The 17,564-nt window shown below is 50.6% G+C and carries 11 protein-coding genes; 7 read left to right on the forward strand and 4 right to left on the reverse strand.

Annotation, left to right across the window (positions count from 1 at the left end):
- Positions 1 to 101 precede the first annotated feature (101 nt).
- From BACSA_RS04180 to BACSA_RS04210, 7 genes are all read left to right on the forward strand, one after another.
- Complete coding sequence (locus tag BACSA_RS04180; protein WP_013616873.1) at positions 102 to 2,318, forward strand: GH92 family glycosyl hydrolase; 2,217 nt, start codon at positions 102 to 104, stop codon at positions 2,316 to 2,318.
- 230 nt (positions 2,319 to 2,548) lie between these two features.
- The gene (locus BACSA_RS04185; RefSeq protein WP_013616874.1) at positions 2,549 to 3,544 is read left to right on the forward strand and encodes a FecR family protein; all 996 of its coding nucleotides are present in this window, start codon (positions 2,549 to 2,551) and stop codon (positions 3,542 to 3,544) included.
- A 28-nt stretch (positions 3,545 to 3,572) separates the two neighbouring features.
- Positions 3,573 to 5,846, forward strand: a complete 2,274-nt coding sequence (locus tag BACSA_RS04190; RefSeq protein ID WP_013616875.1) for a GH92 family glycosyl hydrolase — start codon at positions 3,573 to 3,575, stop codon at positions 5,844 to 5,846.
- Positions 5,847 to 6,038: 192 nt separating this feature from the next.
- Complete coding sequence (locus BACSA_RS04195) at positions 6,039 to 8,321, forward strand: GH92 family glycosyl hydrolase (protein ID WP_013616876.1); 2,283 nt, start codon at positions 6,039 to 6,041, stop codon at positions 8,319 to 8,321.
- Between the two features lie 8 nt (positions 8,322 to 8,329).
- Positions 8,330 to 9,691: an MFS transporter gene (locus tag BACSA_RS04200; protein WP_013616877.1), complete on the forward strand. Its 1,362-nt coding sequence runs from the start codon at positions 8,330 to 8,332 to the stop codon at positions 9,689 to 9,691.
- A gap of 47 nt (positions 9,692 to 9,738) precedes the next feature.
- Entirely contained in the window at positions 9,739 to 10,707 is a 969-nt protein-coding gene (locus BACSA_RS04205) for a glycoside hydrolase family 130 protein (protein ID WP_013616878.1), read from the forward strand.
- Positions 10,708 to 10,824: 117 nt separating this feature from the next.
- The gene (locus tag BACSA_RS04210) at positions 10,825 to 13,083 is read left to right on the forward strand and encodes a GH92 family glycosyl hydrolase (RefSeq protein WP_013616879.1); all 2,259 of its coding nucleotides are present in this window, start codon (positions 10,825 to 10,827) and stop codon (positions 13,081 to 13,083) included.
- Between the two features lie 87 nt (positions 13,084 to 13,170).
- Here BACSA_RS04210 and ilvC read toward each other — a convergent pair whose 3' ends face one another.
- The 4 genes from ilvC to ilvB form a co-directional block, all read right to left on the reverse strand.
- Positions 13,171 to 14,214: a ketol-acid reductoisomerase gene (gene ilvC, locus BACSA_RS04215; protein ID WP_013616880.1), complete on the reverse strand. Its 1,044-nt coding sequence runs from the start codon at positions 14,212 to 14,214 to the stop codon at positions 13,171 to 13,173.
- Between the two features lie 198 nt (positions 14,215 to 14,412).
- Entirely contained in the window at positions 14,413 to 15,159 is a 747-nt protein-coding gene (locus tag BACSA_RS04220) for an acyl-[acyl-carrier-protein] thioesterase (RefSeq protein ID WP_013616881.1), read from the reverse strand.
- Between the two features lie 5 nt (positions 15,160 to 15,164).
- The gene (ilvN, locus tag BACSA_RS04225) at positions 15,165 to 15,722 is read right to left on the reverse strand and encodes an acetolactate synthase small subunit (protein WP_013616882.1); all 558 of its coding nucleotides are present in this window, start codon (positions 15,720 to 15,722) and stop codon (positions 15,165 to 15,167) included.
- 63 nt (positions 15,723 to 15,785) lie between these two features.
- On the reverse strand, positions 15,786 to 17,489 hold the full coding sequence (ilvB, locus tag BACSA_RS04230; protein ID WP_013616883.1) for a biosynthetic-type acetolactate synthase large subunit: 1,704 nt from the start codon (positions 17,487 to 17,489) through the stop codon (positions 15,786 to 15,788).
- Between the last annotated feature and the right edge of the window lie 75 nt (positions 17,490 to 17,564).

Genomic DNA, 17,564 nt, shown 5'->3' on the forward strand with positions numbered 1-17,564 from the left:
TTATGAATGTCCGCAATACACCCCTACAGGCAATCGGGCAAATGAGGACATTCATATTTTTATTTTATGAACTGCAAATCCAACATTCAAACACGAATATTATGAAACTGAAAGCCACTCCGATTTATGCTTTTCTTTTTGCGCTGGCAGCATGCAGCACTCCCCCCCAACCTTCTGAGGAAGACCTGACCCAATATGTCAATCCGTTTATCGGCACCGATTTCACAGGAAACACCTATCCGGGCGCGCAAGTGCCTTTCGGCATGGTGCAGCTAAGCCCTGATAACGGCTTGCCCGGCTGGGACCGCATCGCCGGTTATTTCTATCCCGACAGCACGATAGCCGGATTCAGCCACACGCACCTGCTAGGGACAGGAGCGGGCGACCTGTACGACATTTCGTTCATGCCCGTCACCCTGCCTTACAAAGAAGCCGAAGCCCCCTTGGGCATCCACTCGAAATTCTCGCACGAGAACGAAGAGGCATACGCCGGATATTACCGGGTGAAGCTGGATGACTATGACATCAACGTGGAGCTGACTGCCACCGAACGGTGTGGCGTGCAGCGTTACACGTTCCCGAAAGCCGAGTCTGCCATCATCCTCAACCTGGCGAAATCCATGAACTGGGACGCTACGCAAGACACCTACATCGAAGCCGTCGACTCGGTGACCGTCCGCGGCTACCGCTACTCGAACGGCTGGGCACGCAACCAGAAGGTTTATTTCTGCACCCGCTTCTCCCGCCCGTTTGCACAAATGAAGGTAGACACCGTAAACGTCCCGCGGGAGGACAAAGGCTATGACAGAGGGCTTATCGTCCGTTTCGAATACCCCACACAGGAAGGCGAGCAGATAACCCTTGCCACTGCCATCTCAGGCACAGGCATGGAAGGCGCCCTAAAGAACCTGCAAGCGGAAGCGCCGGACAACGATTTCGACACGTACCTGCAAAAGGCCAAAGCCGCCTGGAACAAGGAATTAAGCAAAATCAAGATAGAAACCGACGATGCAGACACACGTACCGTATTCTATACGGCACTGTATCACAGCATGCTGGCACCTACTATCTACAGTGACGTAGACGGCTTGTATTATGGACCAGACGGAGAAAACCACCAGGCAGACGGCTGGACCAATTACAGCACCTTCTCCTTGTGGGACACCTACCGTGCCGCTCATCCGCTCTTTACCCTCACCCAGCCCGAACGCACCAACGACATGGTAAAGTCACTCATCGCTTTTTACGAACAGAACGGACGCCTGCCCGTATGGAATTTCTACGGAAGCGAAACGGACATGATGATCGGCTACCATGCCGTAGCGGTCATCGCCGACGCTTACCTGAAGGGCATCGGTGACTTTGATGCCGAAAAAGCGTTGGAAGCCTGCGTGAAAACCGCCAATATCGACGAATACCGCGGCATCGGCGTGTACAAGCAAAAAGGATATATCCCCTACGACATGCACGACCCGTATAACAACGACGGCTGGTCGCTCTCGAAAACGCTGGAATACGCGTTCGACGATTACTGCATTGCCAAAATGGCAGAAAAGATGGGCAAAGCAGACCTCGCCAACGAGTTTTATGCCCGCTCACAGAATTACCGCAACGTGTACAATCCTGCCACTTCCTTCATGCAGCCGCGCGACACGAAAGGCGGGTTCATCCCCGATTTCGATGCCGAAGACTATACGCCCAACATCTGCGAGAGCAACGGCTGGCAATATTTCTGGTCGGTACAGCATGACATCGAAGGGCTGATAGAACTGACCGGAGGGAATGAACGCTTTGTCCAGAAACTGGACAGCATGTTCACTTTCCACCCTACCGACACCACCAAGCTCCCGCTGTTCAGCACCGGCATGATCGGGCAATACGCACATGGCAACGAACCCAGCCACCACGTGGCATACTTATACAACAAGGTGGGAGAACCCTGGAAAACCCAACAATATGCCAGCCAAATCATGCACACATTATACACCAACACTCCGGCAGGCTTATGCGGCAATGAAGACTGCGGGCAGATGTCGGCATGGTATGTGCTGAGCGCAATGGGATTTTATCCGGTAAATCCGGTTTCGCAAACATACGAAATCGGAAGCCCGCTCTTTCAAAAATTATCATTATCTTTGCCGGGCGGTAAAACATTTACTGTCATCGCGCACAACGTAAGTCCTGAAAACTGTTACATCCAGTCTATCCGGCTGAACGGCAAACCTTACGACAAAAGCTACATCACGCATAGCCAGATATTGGAAGGAGCCACGCTGGAAATGGAAATGGGAAACCAGCCGGGACCGAAATGGTATTGATGGCGGCAATGGATTCCACAGGAACGCCTGTCACGTCCCCTGCCTGTCTTGTCACGCCGGATTTGTAATCCGGCGTAACCAAAGAATCGGATTTGCAATCCAGCGTGACAATAAAAAGTACAAATAAATGCCGCAAGAAATATAAAATGTAGAAATCCTGCCTTTTGTGTAAGTGTTTTTACGTTTTCGATTGTTGTTGAGATAGAATTGGTTTAGATATAGGTAAAAAGATGAAAATAAGTTATGAAACCATTATGCATTTCTTCCGTAATGAATGCACGCCCGAAGAAAGACGTGCAGTCATGCAATGGGTGAATGAATCGGAGGAACATAAAGCATTTTTCTTCAAGTGGGAAGAACTTTTCCACTTAGGGAAAATGCATGAGATGTCAGATGAAACGATTCTTCAAGAAGCCGAAAACAAGCTGGAGGCGCGCATCCATACGGAAGAGGAAGGCAAAAGGTTGAAGATATACAGTTTATGGGAAAAAGGGCTTAAATATGCAGCGGCAATCGCTGTAGTGGCTGCCGTAGCGGGACTGGCAGCCTGGTATCTGTCAAGCGGGCAACACCCCGAAATGCTTACCGCCTCTACCGGAAGCGGAGAAACACAGGAACTGGTTTTGCCCGACAACAGCAAAGTATGGCTGAACGAAAATACCACGCTGACCTACCCCAAGAAGTTCGAAAGAGGCAAACGGGAACTGCATTTGAACGGAGAAGCCTATTTTGAAGTAAGCAAGGACAAACACAAACCCTTCCGCGTATGCAGCAAAAGCATGAATGTGCAGGTATTGGGCACCAAGTTCAATTTCCGGAGCATGGATAAAGGGAAAACGGCGGAAGCCTCGTTGATAGAAGGCGAAGTAAGGGTAGAAGGCAACAACAACGAAGGAGCCATCACGCTGACGCCCGGACAGAAAGTGGAGCTGAACCTGAGGACCCGCCAAATGAAAGTATCGCAAACAGACGCCGTCATAGACGCGGTATGGCACGATGGCTTGATACCGCTGGATCAAGCTGACGTATTCCGCATTGCCGATATTCTGGAAAAGCTATACGGCATGGACATCATCCTTGCACCGGACATTGACCGGACAAATACCTATTCGGGCGTACTGCAAAAGAAGGAAACAATAGAAGAAGTATTGAAAATATTACAGAACACCATTCATATCAATTACAAGATATACCAAGGGACTGTATTCATATCATCCGGAAAATAAATGTATTAACTAACTTAAAAATGATATTATGAAAGCAAGACTTTCCGTTATAGCTTATTGCACAGGAGCAGCCCTGATGCTGGCGGCGTGCGCACAGACAGCCACGACGCCTGACTATACGGTGTATGTAAATCCGTTTATCGGAACAGGCGGGCACGGGCATACGTTTCCCGGACCCGTAGTACCTCACGGCATGATCCAGCCCAGCCCGGATACACGTATTGACGGGTGGGACGCCTGCTCGGGCTACTATTACGCAGACTCTACGATAAACGGCTTCTCGCACAACCATGTCAGCGGGACAGGATGTGCCGATTACGGCGACTTCCTCCTGATGCCGACCGTAGGCGAACAGCAGTATAACCCACAAGACTACGTGAGCCAGACCGAGCCATACGCCTCTCCGTTCAGCCACGAAAACGAAACGGCAGAGCCGGGATATTATTCGGTATTCCTTGACCGCTACGGTGTAAAAGCGGAACTGACCTCTACCCCACGCGCCGCCCTGCACCGCTATACGTTCCCTGAAACGACAGATGCGGGCTTTATCCTCGATATGGACTACTCCATCCAATACCAAACTAACCTGGACATGCAGGTGGAAGTGGTCAGCGACACGGAAATCAAAGGCAGCAAGCTCACCAAATACTGGGCATTCGACCAGCAGGCAAGCTTTTACGCCAAATTCTCGAAACCTTTCACTTACACCATCGTGCGCGATACGCTGACCGACGCGAAGGGAAGAGTACAACCGCGCTGCAAGGTATTGCTGAAATTCGAAACCCAGAAAGACGAACAGGTATTGGTGAAAGTAGGCATCTCTACCGTAGACACGGAAGGCGCGAAGAAGAACCTGGAAGCCGAAATACCTGCATGGGACTTCGACAAGGCGCGCAACGATGCCAAAGCGGCGTGGAACACGTGGCTGTCTAAAATCGACATCACCACTGCCAACGAAACCAACAAAGAGATATTCTACACAGCCATGTATCATGCCGCTATCAGCCCGAACCTGTTTACGGATGCAGACGGGCGCCACTGGGGCATGGACATGCAGGCACACCAAGGCAGCGTAAACGAGCCGGTATATACGGTATTCTCCTTATGGGATACGTTCCGTGCGCTTCATCCGCTGCTGACCATCATCGACCCGCAGTTGAACAACGACTTTATCCGCTCGCTGATACTGAAGAGTCAGGAAGGCGGCGTTTTCCCGAAATGGGAACTGGCAGGGAACTATACGGGAACCATGATCGGCTATCATGCCGTGTCGCTCATAGCAGACGCTTATACCAAAGGGATTGCCGACTTCGACTTGCAGGAAGCCTATAAAGCCTGCCTGCGTGTAGCCGAATATGATACGACAGGCATCAAATGCCCGCCTGAGGTATTGCCTTTCCTGATGCCAAAAGCCAAATATTACAAAAACACCCTCGGCTATATCCCTTGCGACCGCGAAAACGAATCGGTTGCCAAGGCATTGGAATATGCGTATGACGACTATTGCATTTCCATCTTGGCAGAAGCGGTAGGCGATTACGAAAACCAAGAGAAATACGCCAAGTTCGCCAAAGCCTATACCCACTATTTCGACCCCTCTACCCGCTTCATGCGCGGTCTGGACTCGAACGGCAACTGGCGCACTCCGTTTAACCCGAAAGCTTCGAACCACCGCAACGACGACTATTGTGAAGGCAACGCCTGGCAATGGCTGTGGTTCGTACCGCAAGATGTAGAAGGATTCGTAGAACTGATGGGCGGCGAGGAAGCTTTCGCGGGCAAACTCGATTCGTTGTTCAACGCCGACTCTACGATTGAAGGAGAACTGGTTTCGGCAGACATCACGGGATTAATCGGCCAATACGCACAAGGCAACGAACCCAGCCACCACGTGATTCACCTGTACAACTACGTGAACCGTCCGTGGAAAACCCAAGAACTGATAGACCGTGTGCTGAAAGAGCAATACCGCAATGAGCCGGACGGACTGTCGGGGAATGAAGACTGCGGACAGATGTCGGCATGGTATATCCTGAACTCCATGGGATTCTACCAAGTATGTCCGGGCAAACCGGTATATTCCATCGGACGCCCGATATTTGACCAAACGGTCATTAACCTGCCCGAAGGAAAGACTTTCACGATTGTAACCAAGAACAATTCGGCTGACAATAAATACATCGAAAGCGCGACGTTAAACGGAAAACCGCTTGACAAGCCGTTCCTGGAACACAAAGCAATCTCTGCCGGAGGTGTCTTGGAAATCACCATGACCAACCAGCCGACGAAATGGGGAGTGTGAACAATCTGGCAATGTGACAATGAACTAATGGGGTAATGTGCCAATGTGTTAGGGTGACAGTGAAATACCGTCATTTTCAACACATTGGTTCATCAGCAAACCAGCACATTTGCACATTGCCATATTAACACATTGGCACATGAATACATTTGCATATTAATACATTTGCACATTAAACTAAAACCATTCACCATGAAAAAACGAAGTTTACTATTGACCTTATTCGCTTGCCTGTTCACCATCGGACAGGCGAAAGACTACGCCGATTATGTGAATCCGTTAGTAGGCACGCAATCTACTTTCGAATTGTCTACCGGCAATACATACCCAGCCATCGCACGTCCATGGGGCATGAACTTCTGGACGCCTCAGACTGGAAAAATGGGTGACGGCTGGCAATACACCTATACCGCCACCAAAATCCGCGGGTTCAAGCAGACCCACCAGCCCAGCCCGTGGATAAACGACTACGGACAATTCTCCATCATGCCGATGGTAAACAAACCGGAATTCAACGAAGACCGCCGTGCAAGCTGGTTCGCGCACAAAGGAGAAACAGCCAAAGCCTACTATTATAAGGTATATTTAGCAGAATACGACATCGTAACGGAAATGACTCCTACCGAACGCGCCGTTATGTTCCGTTTCACCTTCCCCGAAAACGAACATTCGTACATCGTAATCGACGCATTCGACAAAGGTTCGTACGTGAAAATCGACAAGGCAAACAACCGCATTATCGGTTATTCTACCCGAAACAGCGGAGGCGTTCCTGCCAACTTCAAGAACTATTTCGTCATCGAATTTGACAAGCCGTTCACATACCAGGCGACTGTAGCCGACAGCATCCTGCATGAAAACGGCACCGAACAACAGGCGAGCCACGCAGGTGCCATCATCGGCTTCAGCACCCGGAAAGGAGAGACCGTACACGCACGCATCGCGTCTTCTTTCATCAGCTACGACCAAGCCATGCAGAACCTGAAAGAACTGGGCAACGACTCGTTCGACACATTGGTGCAAAAAGGACGTGACGCATGGAACGATGTATTGGGACGCATTGAAGTGGAAGGCGGAAACTTGGACCAATACCGCACGTTCTATTCGTGCCTGTACCGTTCGTTGCTGTTTCCGCGCAAGTTCTACGAAATCGACGCACAAGGCAAGCCGGTACATTACAGCCCATATAACGGAGAAGTACTTCCGGGCTATATGTACACCGATACCGGTTTTTGGGATACGTTCCGCTGCCTGTTCCCGTTGCTGAACCTGATGTACCCCTCCACAAACCTGGAGATTCAGGAAGGGCTTATCAACACATACAAAGAAAGCGGATTCTTCCCCGAATGGGCAAGCCCCGGGCATCGCGGCTGCATGATTGGCAATAACTCGGCATCTGTATTGGCAGACGCATACCTGAAAGGCGTGAAGGTGGAAGATGTGGAAACCCTTTACCAAGGCATCCTGCACGGCACGGAAAGCGTACACCCCGAAGTATCGTCTACCGGACGTTTAGGATATGAATATTACAACAAATTGGGCTATGTGCCTTATAACGTGAAGATTAACGAGAACGCCGCACGTACGCTGGAATATGCTTACGACGACTGGTGTATCTACCAACTCGCCAAAGCGTTGGATCGCCCGAAGAAAGAAATCAAGCGTTTTGCCGAACGTGCCATGAATTACAAGAACCTGTTCGACCCCGAAAGCAAACTGATGCGCGGAAAGAATGAAAACGGTACATTCCAGTCGCCATTCTCACCGCTGAAATGGGGGGATGCCTTCACCGAAGGAAACAGCTGGCACTATTCATGGTCGGTATTCCACGACCCGCAAGGACTGATAGACTTAATGGGCGGCGACGAGGCGTTCATCACCATGATGGACTCGGTATTCTCGGTTCCTCCCCTCTTCGATGACAGTTACTACGGCTTCCCCATCCACGAAATCCGTGAGATGACGGTAATGAATATGGGCAACTATGCACACGGCAACCAACCCGTGCAGCACATGATTTACCTGTACAATTATGCCAAGCAACCGTGGAAAGCACAATATTGGCTGCGCCAGGTAATGGACCGCATGTACACACCGACCCCCGACGGCTATTGCGGCGATGAAGATAACGGCCAGACATCGGCATGGTACGTATTCACGGCATTGGGCTTCTATCCGGTATGTCCGGGTACCGACCAGTACGTAATGGGAGCGCCGTTGTTCAAGAAAGCCACCTTGCATTTCGAGAACGGCAAGACACTTACCATCAACGCTCCCGAAAACAGCAAGGACAACTTCTATATCGAAGCGATGAAAGTGAACGGACAGGATTATACCAAGAACTATATCACCCACTCTACGCTGCAGAACGGAGGAGAAATCGACATCAACATGGGAAGCACACCCAACAAGACAAGAGGCATCGCTCCCGAAGACGCTCCTTATTCATTCAGCAATGAGCTGGAGAAGAAATAATGCCGGACATGGAAGAAGAAAAACTTCATAAAAGAAGCCCTATCACATGGGTCCCCACCGCATATTTTGCGATGGGGCTTCCTTTTGTTGTACTCAATATGGTGACCGTGCTTATGTTCAAAGGATTGGGCGTGGAAGACAAGCTCATTACCTTTTGGACCTCGCTCATCCTATTGCCGTGGACATTAAAGCCCCTATGGAGCCCGTTCCTCGAACTGTTCAAGACGAAGAAATTCTTTGTAGTCGCCACCCAATTGATTACAGGCATTACCTTCGGACTGGTAGCGTTCTCGCTGAACCTGCCTCACTTTTTCAGCATTGCCATAGCCCTGCTGGCTGTCATCGCCTTCAGTGGCGCCACACATGACATTGCTTGCGACGGTGTATACATGAGCGAGCTTTCCCAGCAGGAACAAGCCAAATACATAGGCTGGCAAGGCGCGTTCTATAACATCGCCAAGATTATCGCCACCGGCGGTCTGGTTTATCTGGCAGGTTATGCCATCGAGCGTTATGCCGGAGGGAACATGGACGATAAAACCGTCCTGTTTGCCGCAAACCAAAAAGCATGGATGCTGATTATGGCTATCCTTTGCGCCACCATGGTATTGTTAGGCATTTACCACATTTTCATGCTCCCTTCCGGACAAAAACGGCAACAGGGAGAAACAAGGACAGCAGGTCAGGTGTTGAAAGAACTGATATCTGTATTGACCGATTTCTTCCGCAAGAGCCACATCGTATATTACCTGTGCTTCATCATCCTGTACCGGTTTGCCGAAGGCTTTGTGATGAAAATCGTACCGCTCTTTCTGAAAGCGGACCGTGCGATGGGAGGCTTGGGATTGAGCGAAAAGGAAATCGGGCTTTACTATGGAGCCTACGGGGCAGCAGCTTTCGTATTAGGCTCCTTGCTTGCCGGATATTACATCTCCTCACGCGGACTGAAGAAAACATTGTTCACCCTGTGTTGCATCTTCAACCTTCCGTTCGTAGTCTATGCCTTGCTGGCAACTTTCCAACCTGAAAACGGCATACTGATTTGCAGCGGCATCGTGTTCGAATACTTCGGCTATGGCTTCGGCTTTGTTGGGCTGACCCTGTTTATGATGCAGCAAGTGGCACCGGGCAAGCATCAGATGGCACACTACGCGTTCGCTTCGGGCATCATGAACTTAGGCGTGATGCTGCCGGGCATGCTGAGCGGATGGGTATGCGAGACCTTGGGCGAATGGTTCAACAAGCCGGGAGGATACGAGCCTTTCTTCATCTTCGTGCTGATAGCCACGATACCCGCATTCCTGATTACGTATTTTGTACCGTTCAAGTATGCGCCGGACGGCTCGTTGCTGAAAGGAGAAAGAGAATAAAGACAACACTATAAACTTTTAATTATTAACTATTAACTAAAAGAAAAATGGTAGAGAATTTCAAAATGCCATGGGAAGAACGCCCGGCAGGATGTACAGACATGATGTGGCGGTATTCGCAGAACCCCGTTATCGGACGCTACGACATACCCACCTCAAACAGCATTTTCAATAGCGCCGTAGTGCCATTCGGTGACGGATTCGCCGGTGTGTTCCGATGCGACAACAAGGCGGTACAGATGAACATTTTTGCCGGATTCAGCAAAGACGGCATTCATTGGGAAATCGAACACAATCCCATTCAATTCAAGGCGGGAAATACGGACATGATTGAATCGGATTACAAATATGACCCGCGCGTGACATGGATAGAAGACCGCTACTGGATTACCTGGTGCAACGGATACCACGGACCGACAATCGGCATTGGCTATACGTTCGATTTCAAGGAATTTTTCCAGTGCGAGAATGCCTTCTTGCCCTTCAACCGCAACGGCGTATTGTTCCCGCAGAAGATAAACGGGAAATATGCCATGCTGAGCCGTCCCAGTGACAACGGACACACCCCGTTCGGCGACATCTACATCAGCTACAGCCCCGACATGAAATATTGGGGCGAACACCGTTGCGTGATGAAAACCGCTCCTTTCGAAGACAGTGCCTGGCAATGCACCAAGATAGGGGCAGGTTCCGTACCCTTCCTCACCGATGCCGGTTGGTTGCTGTTCTATCATGGTGTCATCCAGACCTGCAACGGCTTCCGCTATTCGATGGGTGCCGCTATCTTAGACAAAGATTGCCCCGAAAAGGTATTATACCGCACACAACCTTATCTGTTGGCGCCTGCCGCTCCTTATGAATTGCAAGGCGACGTGCCCAACGTAGTGTTCCCCTGTGCGGCATTGCAGGACGGCAAGCGTGTAGCGGTATATTACGGTGCAGCGGATACGGTAGTAGGCATGGCATTCGGCTATATCGACGAAATCGTTGATTTCGTGAAGTCGCATTCGCTTTAAAATCTGAACACAGAGACACGGAGACACAGAGACTATCAGTTAAATTCCTTATCGCTGTGTTTTTGTGTCTCTGTGTTTCATTATTATCCAATTTACCAACCCTTAAACCTGAAAGACATGAAACATTTACTTACTTGCATAGCAAGCCTGTTCTTGTTAAGTCCGTTAACGGCACAAGAAGAACCCGCCGACTATGTGAATCCGTTTATCGGAACCACCAACTTCGGCACCTGCAACCCGGGCGCTATCTGCCCTAACGGCATGATGTCTGTCGTACCGTTCAATGTGATGGGCTCGTCTGACAACACTTACGACAAAGACGCACGATGGTGGTCTACTCCCTACGAATACACCAACAGCTTCTTCACCGGCTTCGCGCACGTTAACCTGAGCGGCGTGGGATGTCCCGAATTGGGTTCGCTCCTGCTGATGCCTACCACAGGCAAGCTGGACGTAGACTATCATAACTACGGAAGCAAATACGAAAAAGAAAACGCCACACCGGGATACTATACCATCTCGCTCACCAAATACGATGTACTAGCAGAAGCTACCGCTACACCACGCACCGGACTTACACGTTTCACGTTCCCGAAAGGCGAAAGCCACATCCTGTTAAACTTGGGCGAAGGGCTGACCAACGAGTCCGGAGCCTATATGCGGAGAGTCAACGACCGGGAAGTGGAAGGCATGAAAGTGCTGGGCACGTTCTGCTACAACCCACAAGCGGTTTTCCCCATCTATTTCGTCATGCGTATCAGCCAGGCACCTAAAGCGACAGGCTACTGGAAAAAACAACGCCCGATGCAAGGAGTTGAAGCGGAATGGGACCCCGACCAAGGCAAATACAAACTGTATACCAAGTACAATAAAGACATAGCAGGAGACGACATCGGCGCATGGTTCACTTTCGATACGGAAGAAGGCGAACAGATAGAAGTGGCCATGGGCGTATCGTTTGTCAGCATTGAGAATGCACGCGAGAACCTGGAGAAGGAACAGCACGGACAACACTTCGACGCCATACACAACGAAGCACGTACCCGCTGGAACGAAGACTTAGGGCGAATCAAGGTAGAAGGCGGCACCCAAGACCAGAAAACCGTATTCTATACCGCACTTTATCATGCACTGATTCATCCCAACCTGCTGCAAGACGTAAACGGAGAATATCCGCAAATGGAAGGCGACAAAATCCTCACCACGAAAGGAAACCGCTACACCGTATTTTCATTGTGGGATACTTACCGCAACCTGCACCAACTGATGACACTGGTCTATCCCGAACGCCAGATGGATATGGTATGCACCATGATTGACATGTACAAGGAACACGGCTGGCTGCCCAAATGGGAACTGTATGGACGTGAAACCCTGACCATGGAAGGCGACCCTGCCATCCCCGTATTGGTAGACACCTGGATGAAAGGCTTGCGTGATTTCGACATCGAACTTGCCTACGAAGCCATGCGCAAGGGAGCCGACACACCGGGAAAAGACAATCTGCTCCGCCCGGACAACGATGACTATATGAAATTGGGATACGTTCCTTTACGCGAACAGTTCGACAACTCCGTATCACACGCACTGGAATATTACATCGCCGACTATTCACTTGCCACCTTGGCTGAAGCCTTGGGAAAGAAAGACGATGCCAAACTGTTCTATGCCCGCTCAATGGGATACAAGCATTATTATTGCAAGGAGTTCGGCACATTCCGCCCCATCTTGCCCGACGGTACCTTCTACTCTCCCTTCGATCCCAAACAAGGGGCAAACTTCGAGCCGAATCCCGGATTCCATGAAGGATGCGCCTGGAACTATACATTCTATGTGCCCCACGATGTAATGGGACTTGCCAAACTGATGGGCGGAAAAAAGAAATTCATCGACAAGTTGCAAATGGTATTCGATAAAGGGCTATACGACCCTGCCAACGAACCGGACATCGCTTATCCATACCTGTTCAGTTACTTCAAGGGAGAAGAACGGCGCACACAGCTTTTGGTAAAAGAACTGCTTGCCAAATATTTCACCACCAAACCCGATGGCCTGCCGGGAAACGAAGATACAGGAACCATGTCGGCATGGGCAATATTCAGCATGATGGGCTTTTATCCCGACTGCCCTGGCGTACCTGAATATACGCTCACCACTCCTACCTTCGACAAGATTACCATCAAACTCGACCCGAAATATTACGGACGGGACAAGCTGGTTATCGAACGGATAAATGAACCGGGGGATTCCGGATGGGGCTTCATCGACTACATCCGTATGGGAGACGAAAAATGCGGATACCGCATCAACCACAACGATTTAGTAAAAGCCGGTACACTGACCTTTAAGGTAAAGCCTGACGTACCAGCGAAATAGATTTATCTGTCAAAAAACGATGCCCCCTTTCCTATTTCGTGAAGAAACCGGAAAGGGAGCGTTTCTATGTCATTCCACTAACAAGAATCAGTTGTTTTCAGGACGGAGCTTACGTACTACCACACCCGTCTGCCACATTTCGCTTTCGCGCAAGGCTTTCAGCTCTTCGTTCAGCTTTTCGCGATAGTCGGGCTGAGAGTTGGAGTCGATGGAACGCTGGGCTTCCAGTCCGTCGGCTACCGACTTATACAGTTTTTCGAATACCGGCTTGGTAGCATCGTGGAACGGAACCATCCAGTCGAGTGCGCCGCGCTGGGCTGTAGTAGAGCAGTTGGCATACATCCAGTCCATACCTTTGGCAGCAAAGAGCGGCATCAGCGACTGGGTAAGCTCTTCTACGGTTTCATTGAAAGCTTCAGAAGGCGTGTGCCCGTGTTCGCGCAAGGTTTCGTACTGAGCCAAAAGCAAGCCCTGGATGGCACCCATCAGCGTACCGCGTTCGCCGGTCAAGTCGGAAGTAGCTTCGCGCTGGAAAGTGGTTTCGAACAGGTATCCCGAACCAATACCGATACCCATAGCGATGACACGGTCCCAAGCCTTACCGGTAGCATCCTGATAGATTGCGTATGACGAGTTCAGCCCGCGACCTTCAAGGAACATGGTACGCAAAGAAGTTCCCGAACCTTTCGGTGCCACCATAATCACGTCTACATCTTTCGGGGGAACCACGCCTGTACGGTCGTTCCAAGTAATGGCGAAACCGTGAGAGAAATACAGTGCCTTACCAGCCGTAAGATGTTTCTCGATAGTCGGCCAGCAAGCTATCTGCGCTGCATCCGAGAGCAATACGGCGATAATCGTCGCACGCTCGCAAGCCTCTTCGATGCCGAAAAGGGTTTCGCCCGGCACCCATCCGTCGGCAACGGCTTTATCGTATGTCTTTCCCGGACGCTGGCCCACGATGACATTGAACCCGTTATCGCGCAGGTTCAACGACTGGCCCGGTCCCTGTACGCCGTAACCGATTACGGCTATAGTTTCGTCTTTCAATACTTCACGTGCTTTTTCCAAAGGAAATTCTTCGCGGGTCTCTACGTTTTCGATAACTCCGCCAAAATTCATTTTTGCCATAAAATTACAATCTTTTTACGCAGACCTTACCGGTCCGCAAGTTAATATTTGAGTTTGTTAGTTTTTAAGTTTGTTAGTTTTTAAGTTTTCACCACAAAGAACACAGAGGCACACAGAGTTTTTTAATTATTATGAATATCCGCATTTTGCCCCTACATAGGATGATTGCGGACATTCATTTTAATTATTAATTCTGAATTATTCAAACACCACTTTGCTCCGTATGGCGGTCTCAGTCCCGTTCTTCCGTACCTCGATGTCGTATTCGTTTTCCGACTTTTGTTCCCGATAAAACCCCAGCACATCACCATAATGGCTTTCGGCTGCATACGCCACCTCGAAACGGTGCAGCGTTTTTTCACGGTACATTTCCAGCGGAAACAGGTCGAGGATATGCTCGATGTACTTGATGCTGTTCACATGCCCATTCAGGTCGATGTCGCTGTACCGGGTATGATATTCCGCCACCGGCTGCGCATCGCCTACCTTTACCCTACCCGCCTTCGCGATGGGACAAGGCTTGTCGGCGCATATATAACTTGTGATTTCATCGCCATGCAAGAGAAACAAATCAGCAGGCTTACGGGTCTCCATACTAATCATCGCCCATACCGAACGTGCATAACCGATGGGCTTGCCTTCCGCATTGAGTACCGCGAAGTTGCGGTCGGTGAAGAGCCGGTAGACATTTTCCACCCATGTCTCGATACTGAACTTCTCGTATGCCCGGGGCATATCGGTCATTTCTACCGCCAAGCGCGAAAGCACCCACGTATAATGATTCTCATTCAATACCGCTATCCCAAACCCGCGGTCGGCGGCATGGAATCCGGCACAATTCAATAAATGGTTTCCCAATACTCCCATGGTGAGCCGTCCCGCAAAATCTACATGAAAAGGCTCAGCCACAAATTCGTATCTGCCTACTTTCTCTTTTGCGTCCATAATGTTTACTCTTTTTTCTCTTTCAAATAACGTTCTTCCCGATGCGCCAGGTACTCGTTCACCCGCTCGAAACAACTGGTAGACACAGCTATCCGCCCTGAGCGGACAAACTGGAGCACGCAGTTCAGGTCTTTCAGCTTCTGGTACAAGTCGGTGATTTCGGCACTCATTCCTGTCAGTTCCACGATGCAGAACGTGGGGTTTACCTCCACGATGTGCGCACTGGCACGGCGCACCACCTTCGATGCCTCGGGATTCGACTGGAACTCGGGTGTAGAAACCTTGTACATCGCCACCTCACGCTGAAAGATTTCCTTTTCAGTGAAATAATGCGCCTGAATGACGTCGATTTTCTTCTCTATCTGACGCACTACCTTCTCCACGATGTCGGGGGTGGTCCAGCACGTTATCGTATATTTATGCACGCCCTTGATGGAAGATGCCGAAACGTTCAGGCTCTCGATATTGATTTGCCGGCGGGTGAACACGGCGGTCACCTGATTGAGCAAACCGGCAAAGTTTTCCGAGTGAACGATAATTGTATATAATGTCTTATTATCCATTTGCGTTTTCGTTTTTAAATAGTAGCCCTTCCCCTCATGGGAAGGCTGGGAGGGGCTTTTTATTCAACAATCCAGTTCAAGCAGCATATCGTTTACCGAACTTCCCGGAGGAGTCATCGGGAGCACATTGCCTTCTTCTACCACACACACTTCGAGCAGGAAAGGTCCGTCGGTGTCCAGCATCTCGCGGATGGCACCTTCCAGCTCGTCCCGTTCCATCACGCGGCGTCCGGCTATGCCGTAGGCGGCAGCTATCTGCATGTAGTCGGGGTTCATCATCGGCGTAAACGAATAGCGGCGGTTGAAAAACATCGCCTGCCATTGACGCACATTACCTAAGTAATTATTGTTCAGTAAAATAAGCTTCACCGGTACTTGCTGCTCCATCACGGTACCCAGCTCTTGCATCGTCATCTGCAAGCCTCCGTCGCCCATAAAGGCGCATACCGTACGTCCGGGACAGCCGAACGTGGCACCAATTGCCGCCGGAAGGCAGAAGCCCATCGTTCCCATACCACCCGAAGTCACGATGCTCCGTTTTTTCCCGAACTTGAAATAGCGGCATGCCATCATCTGGTTCTGACCTACATCGGTCACCAATATCGCTTCGCGACAGGTTGCCTCGCTCACGGCATTGACCACCTCGCCCATATTCAGCGGACCGCTTTCGGGATGTACCTCGGGACGGATTACCTGCTCGTACTCTTTCTCATCGTACGGGCGGAAACTTTCTATCCATTCCGTATGCTTGTGGGTCTGTATCAATTCGGTCAGCAAAGCCAACGTACGCTTGCAATTGCCCAGCACAGGCACATCCACCGGCACGTTCTTACCTATCTCCGAAGGGTCTACATCCAAGTGGATGACCTTCGCCTGACGGGCGTATGTTTCCAGCTTACCCGTCACACGGTCGTCGAAACGCATCCCCACGGCTATCAGCACGTCACACTCGTTGGTCTTCACGTTAGGGGCAAGATTGCCGTGCATCCCCAGCATTCCCTTGTTCAGCCGGTGGGCAGAAGGCAATGCCGAAAGCCCTAACAAGGTACATCCGCAGGGGATGTCCGCCTTCTCGGCAAATGCTTTCAGTTCTTCTTGTGCACCTCCCAATTCTACACCCTGCCCTACCAGCAGCAAGGGGCGTTCGGCTTCGTTGATGAGCTTCACCGCCTCTGCCACCATCTTCGGGTCGGTCTCGGGGTCAGGGTCATAACTCCGGATAAAGTCCACATCCACCGGTTCGTATTCCGTCATTTCGGTCTGCGCATTCTTGGCAAAATCGAGCACCACCGGACCGGGACGCCCGCTCCGCGCAAGGTAGAACGCACGCGACACCGCCCATGCCACGTCTTCGGCACGGCGTATCTGGTAACTCCATTTCGATATAGGCTGGGTAACACCTACCAGGTCCACTTCCTGAAAAGCGTCTGTACCCAATAACGATGCACCCACCTGACCGGCTATCACCACAATGGGCGTACTGTCTATCATCGCATCCGCCACACCGGTAATGGTGTTCGTAGCGCCGGGACCGCTCGTCACCAGACATACCCCTACCTCACCCGACACCCGGGCAAAGCCCTGTGCCGCATGTACCGCCCCCTGTTCGTGACGCACAAGGATATGGTTCAACTTGTCCCGATGGTCGTATAATGCATCAAATACCGGCATAATGGCTCCGCCGGGATAGCCGAAAAGCGTCTTCACCCCTTCGTGCTCCAGCGAACGCATCAATGCCTCCGAGCCTGTTATTCTTTCTTTGTCCATATTCTTCCTTTTATTTATTTTAGGAACTAGGGTTTAGACACTAGTTGACTAGGTTTTGAATAGTCTTATGAATGG

It is taken from the genome of Phocaeicola salanitronis DSM 18170 (assembly GCF_000190575.1).
Lineage (GTDB): Bacteria > Bacteroidota > Bacteroidia > Bacteroidales > Bacteroidaceae > Phocaeicola > Phocaeicola salanitronis.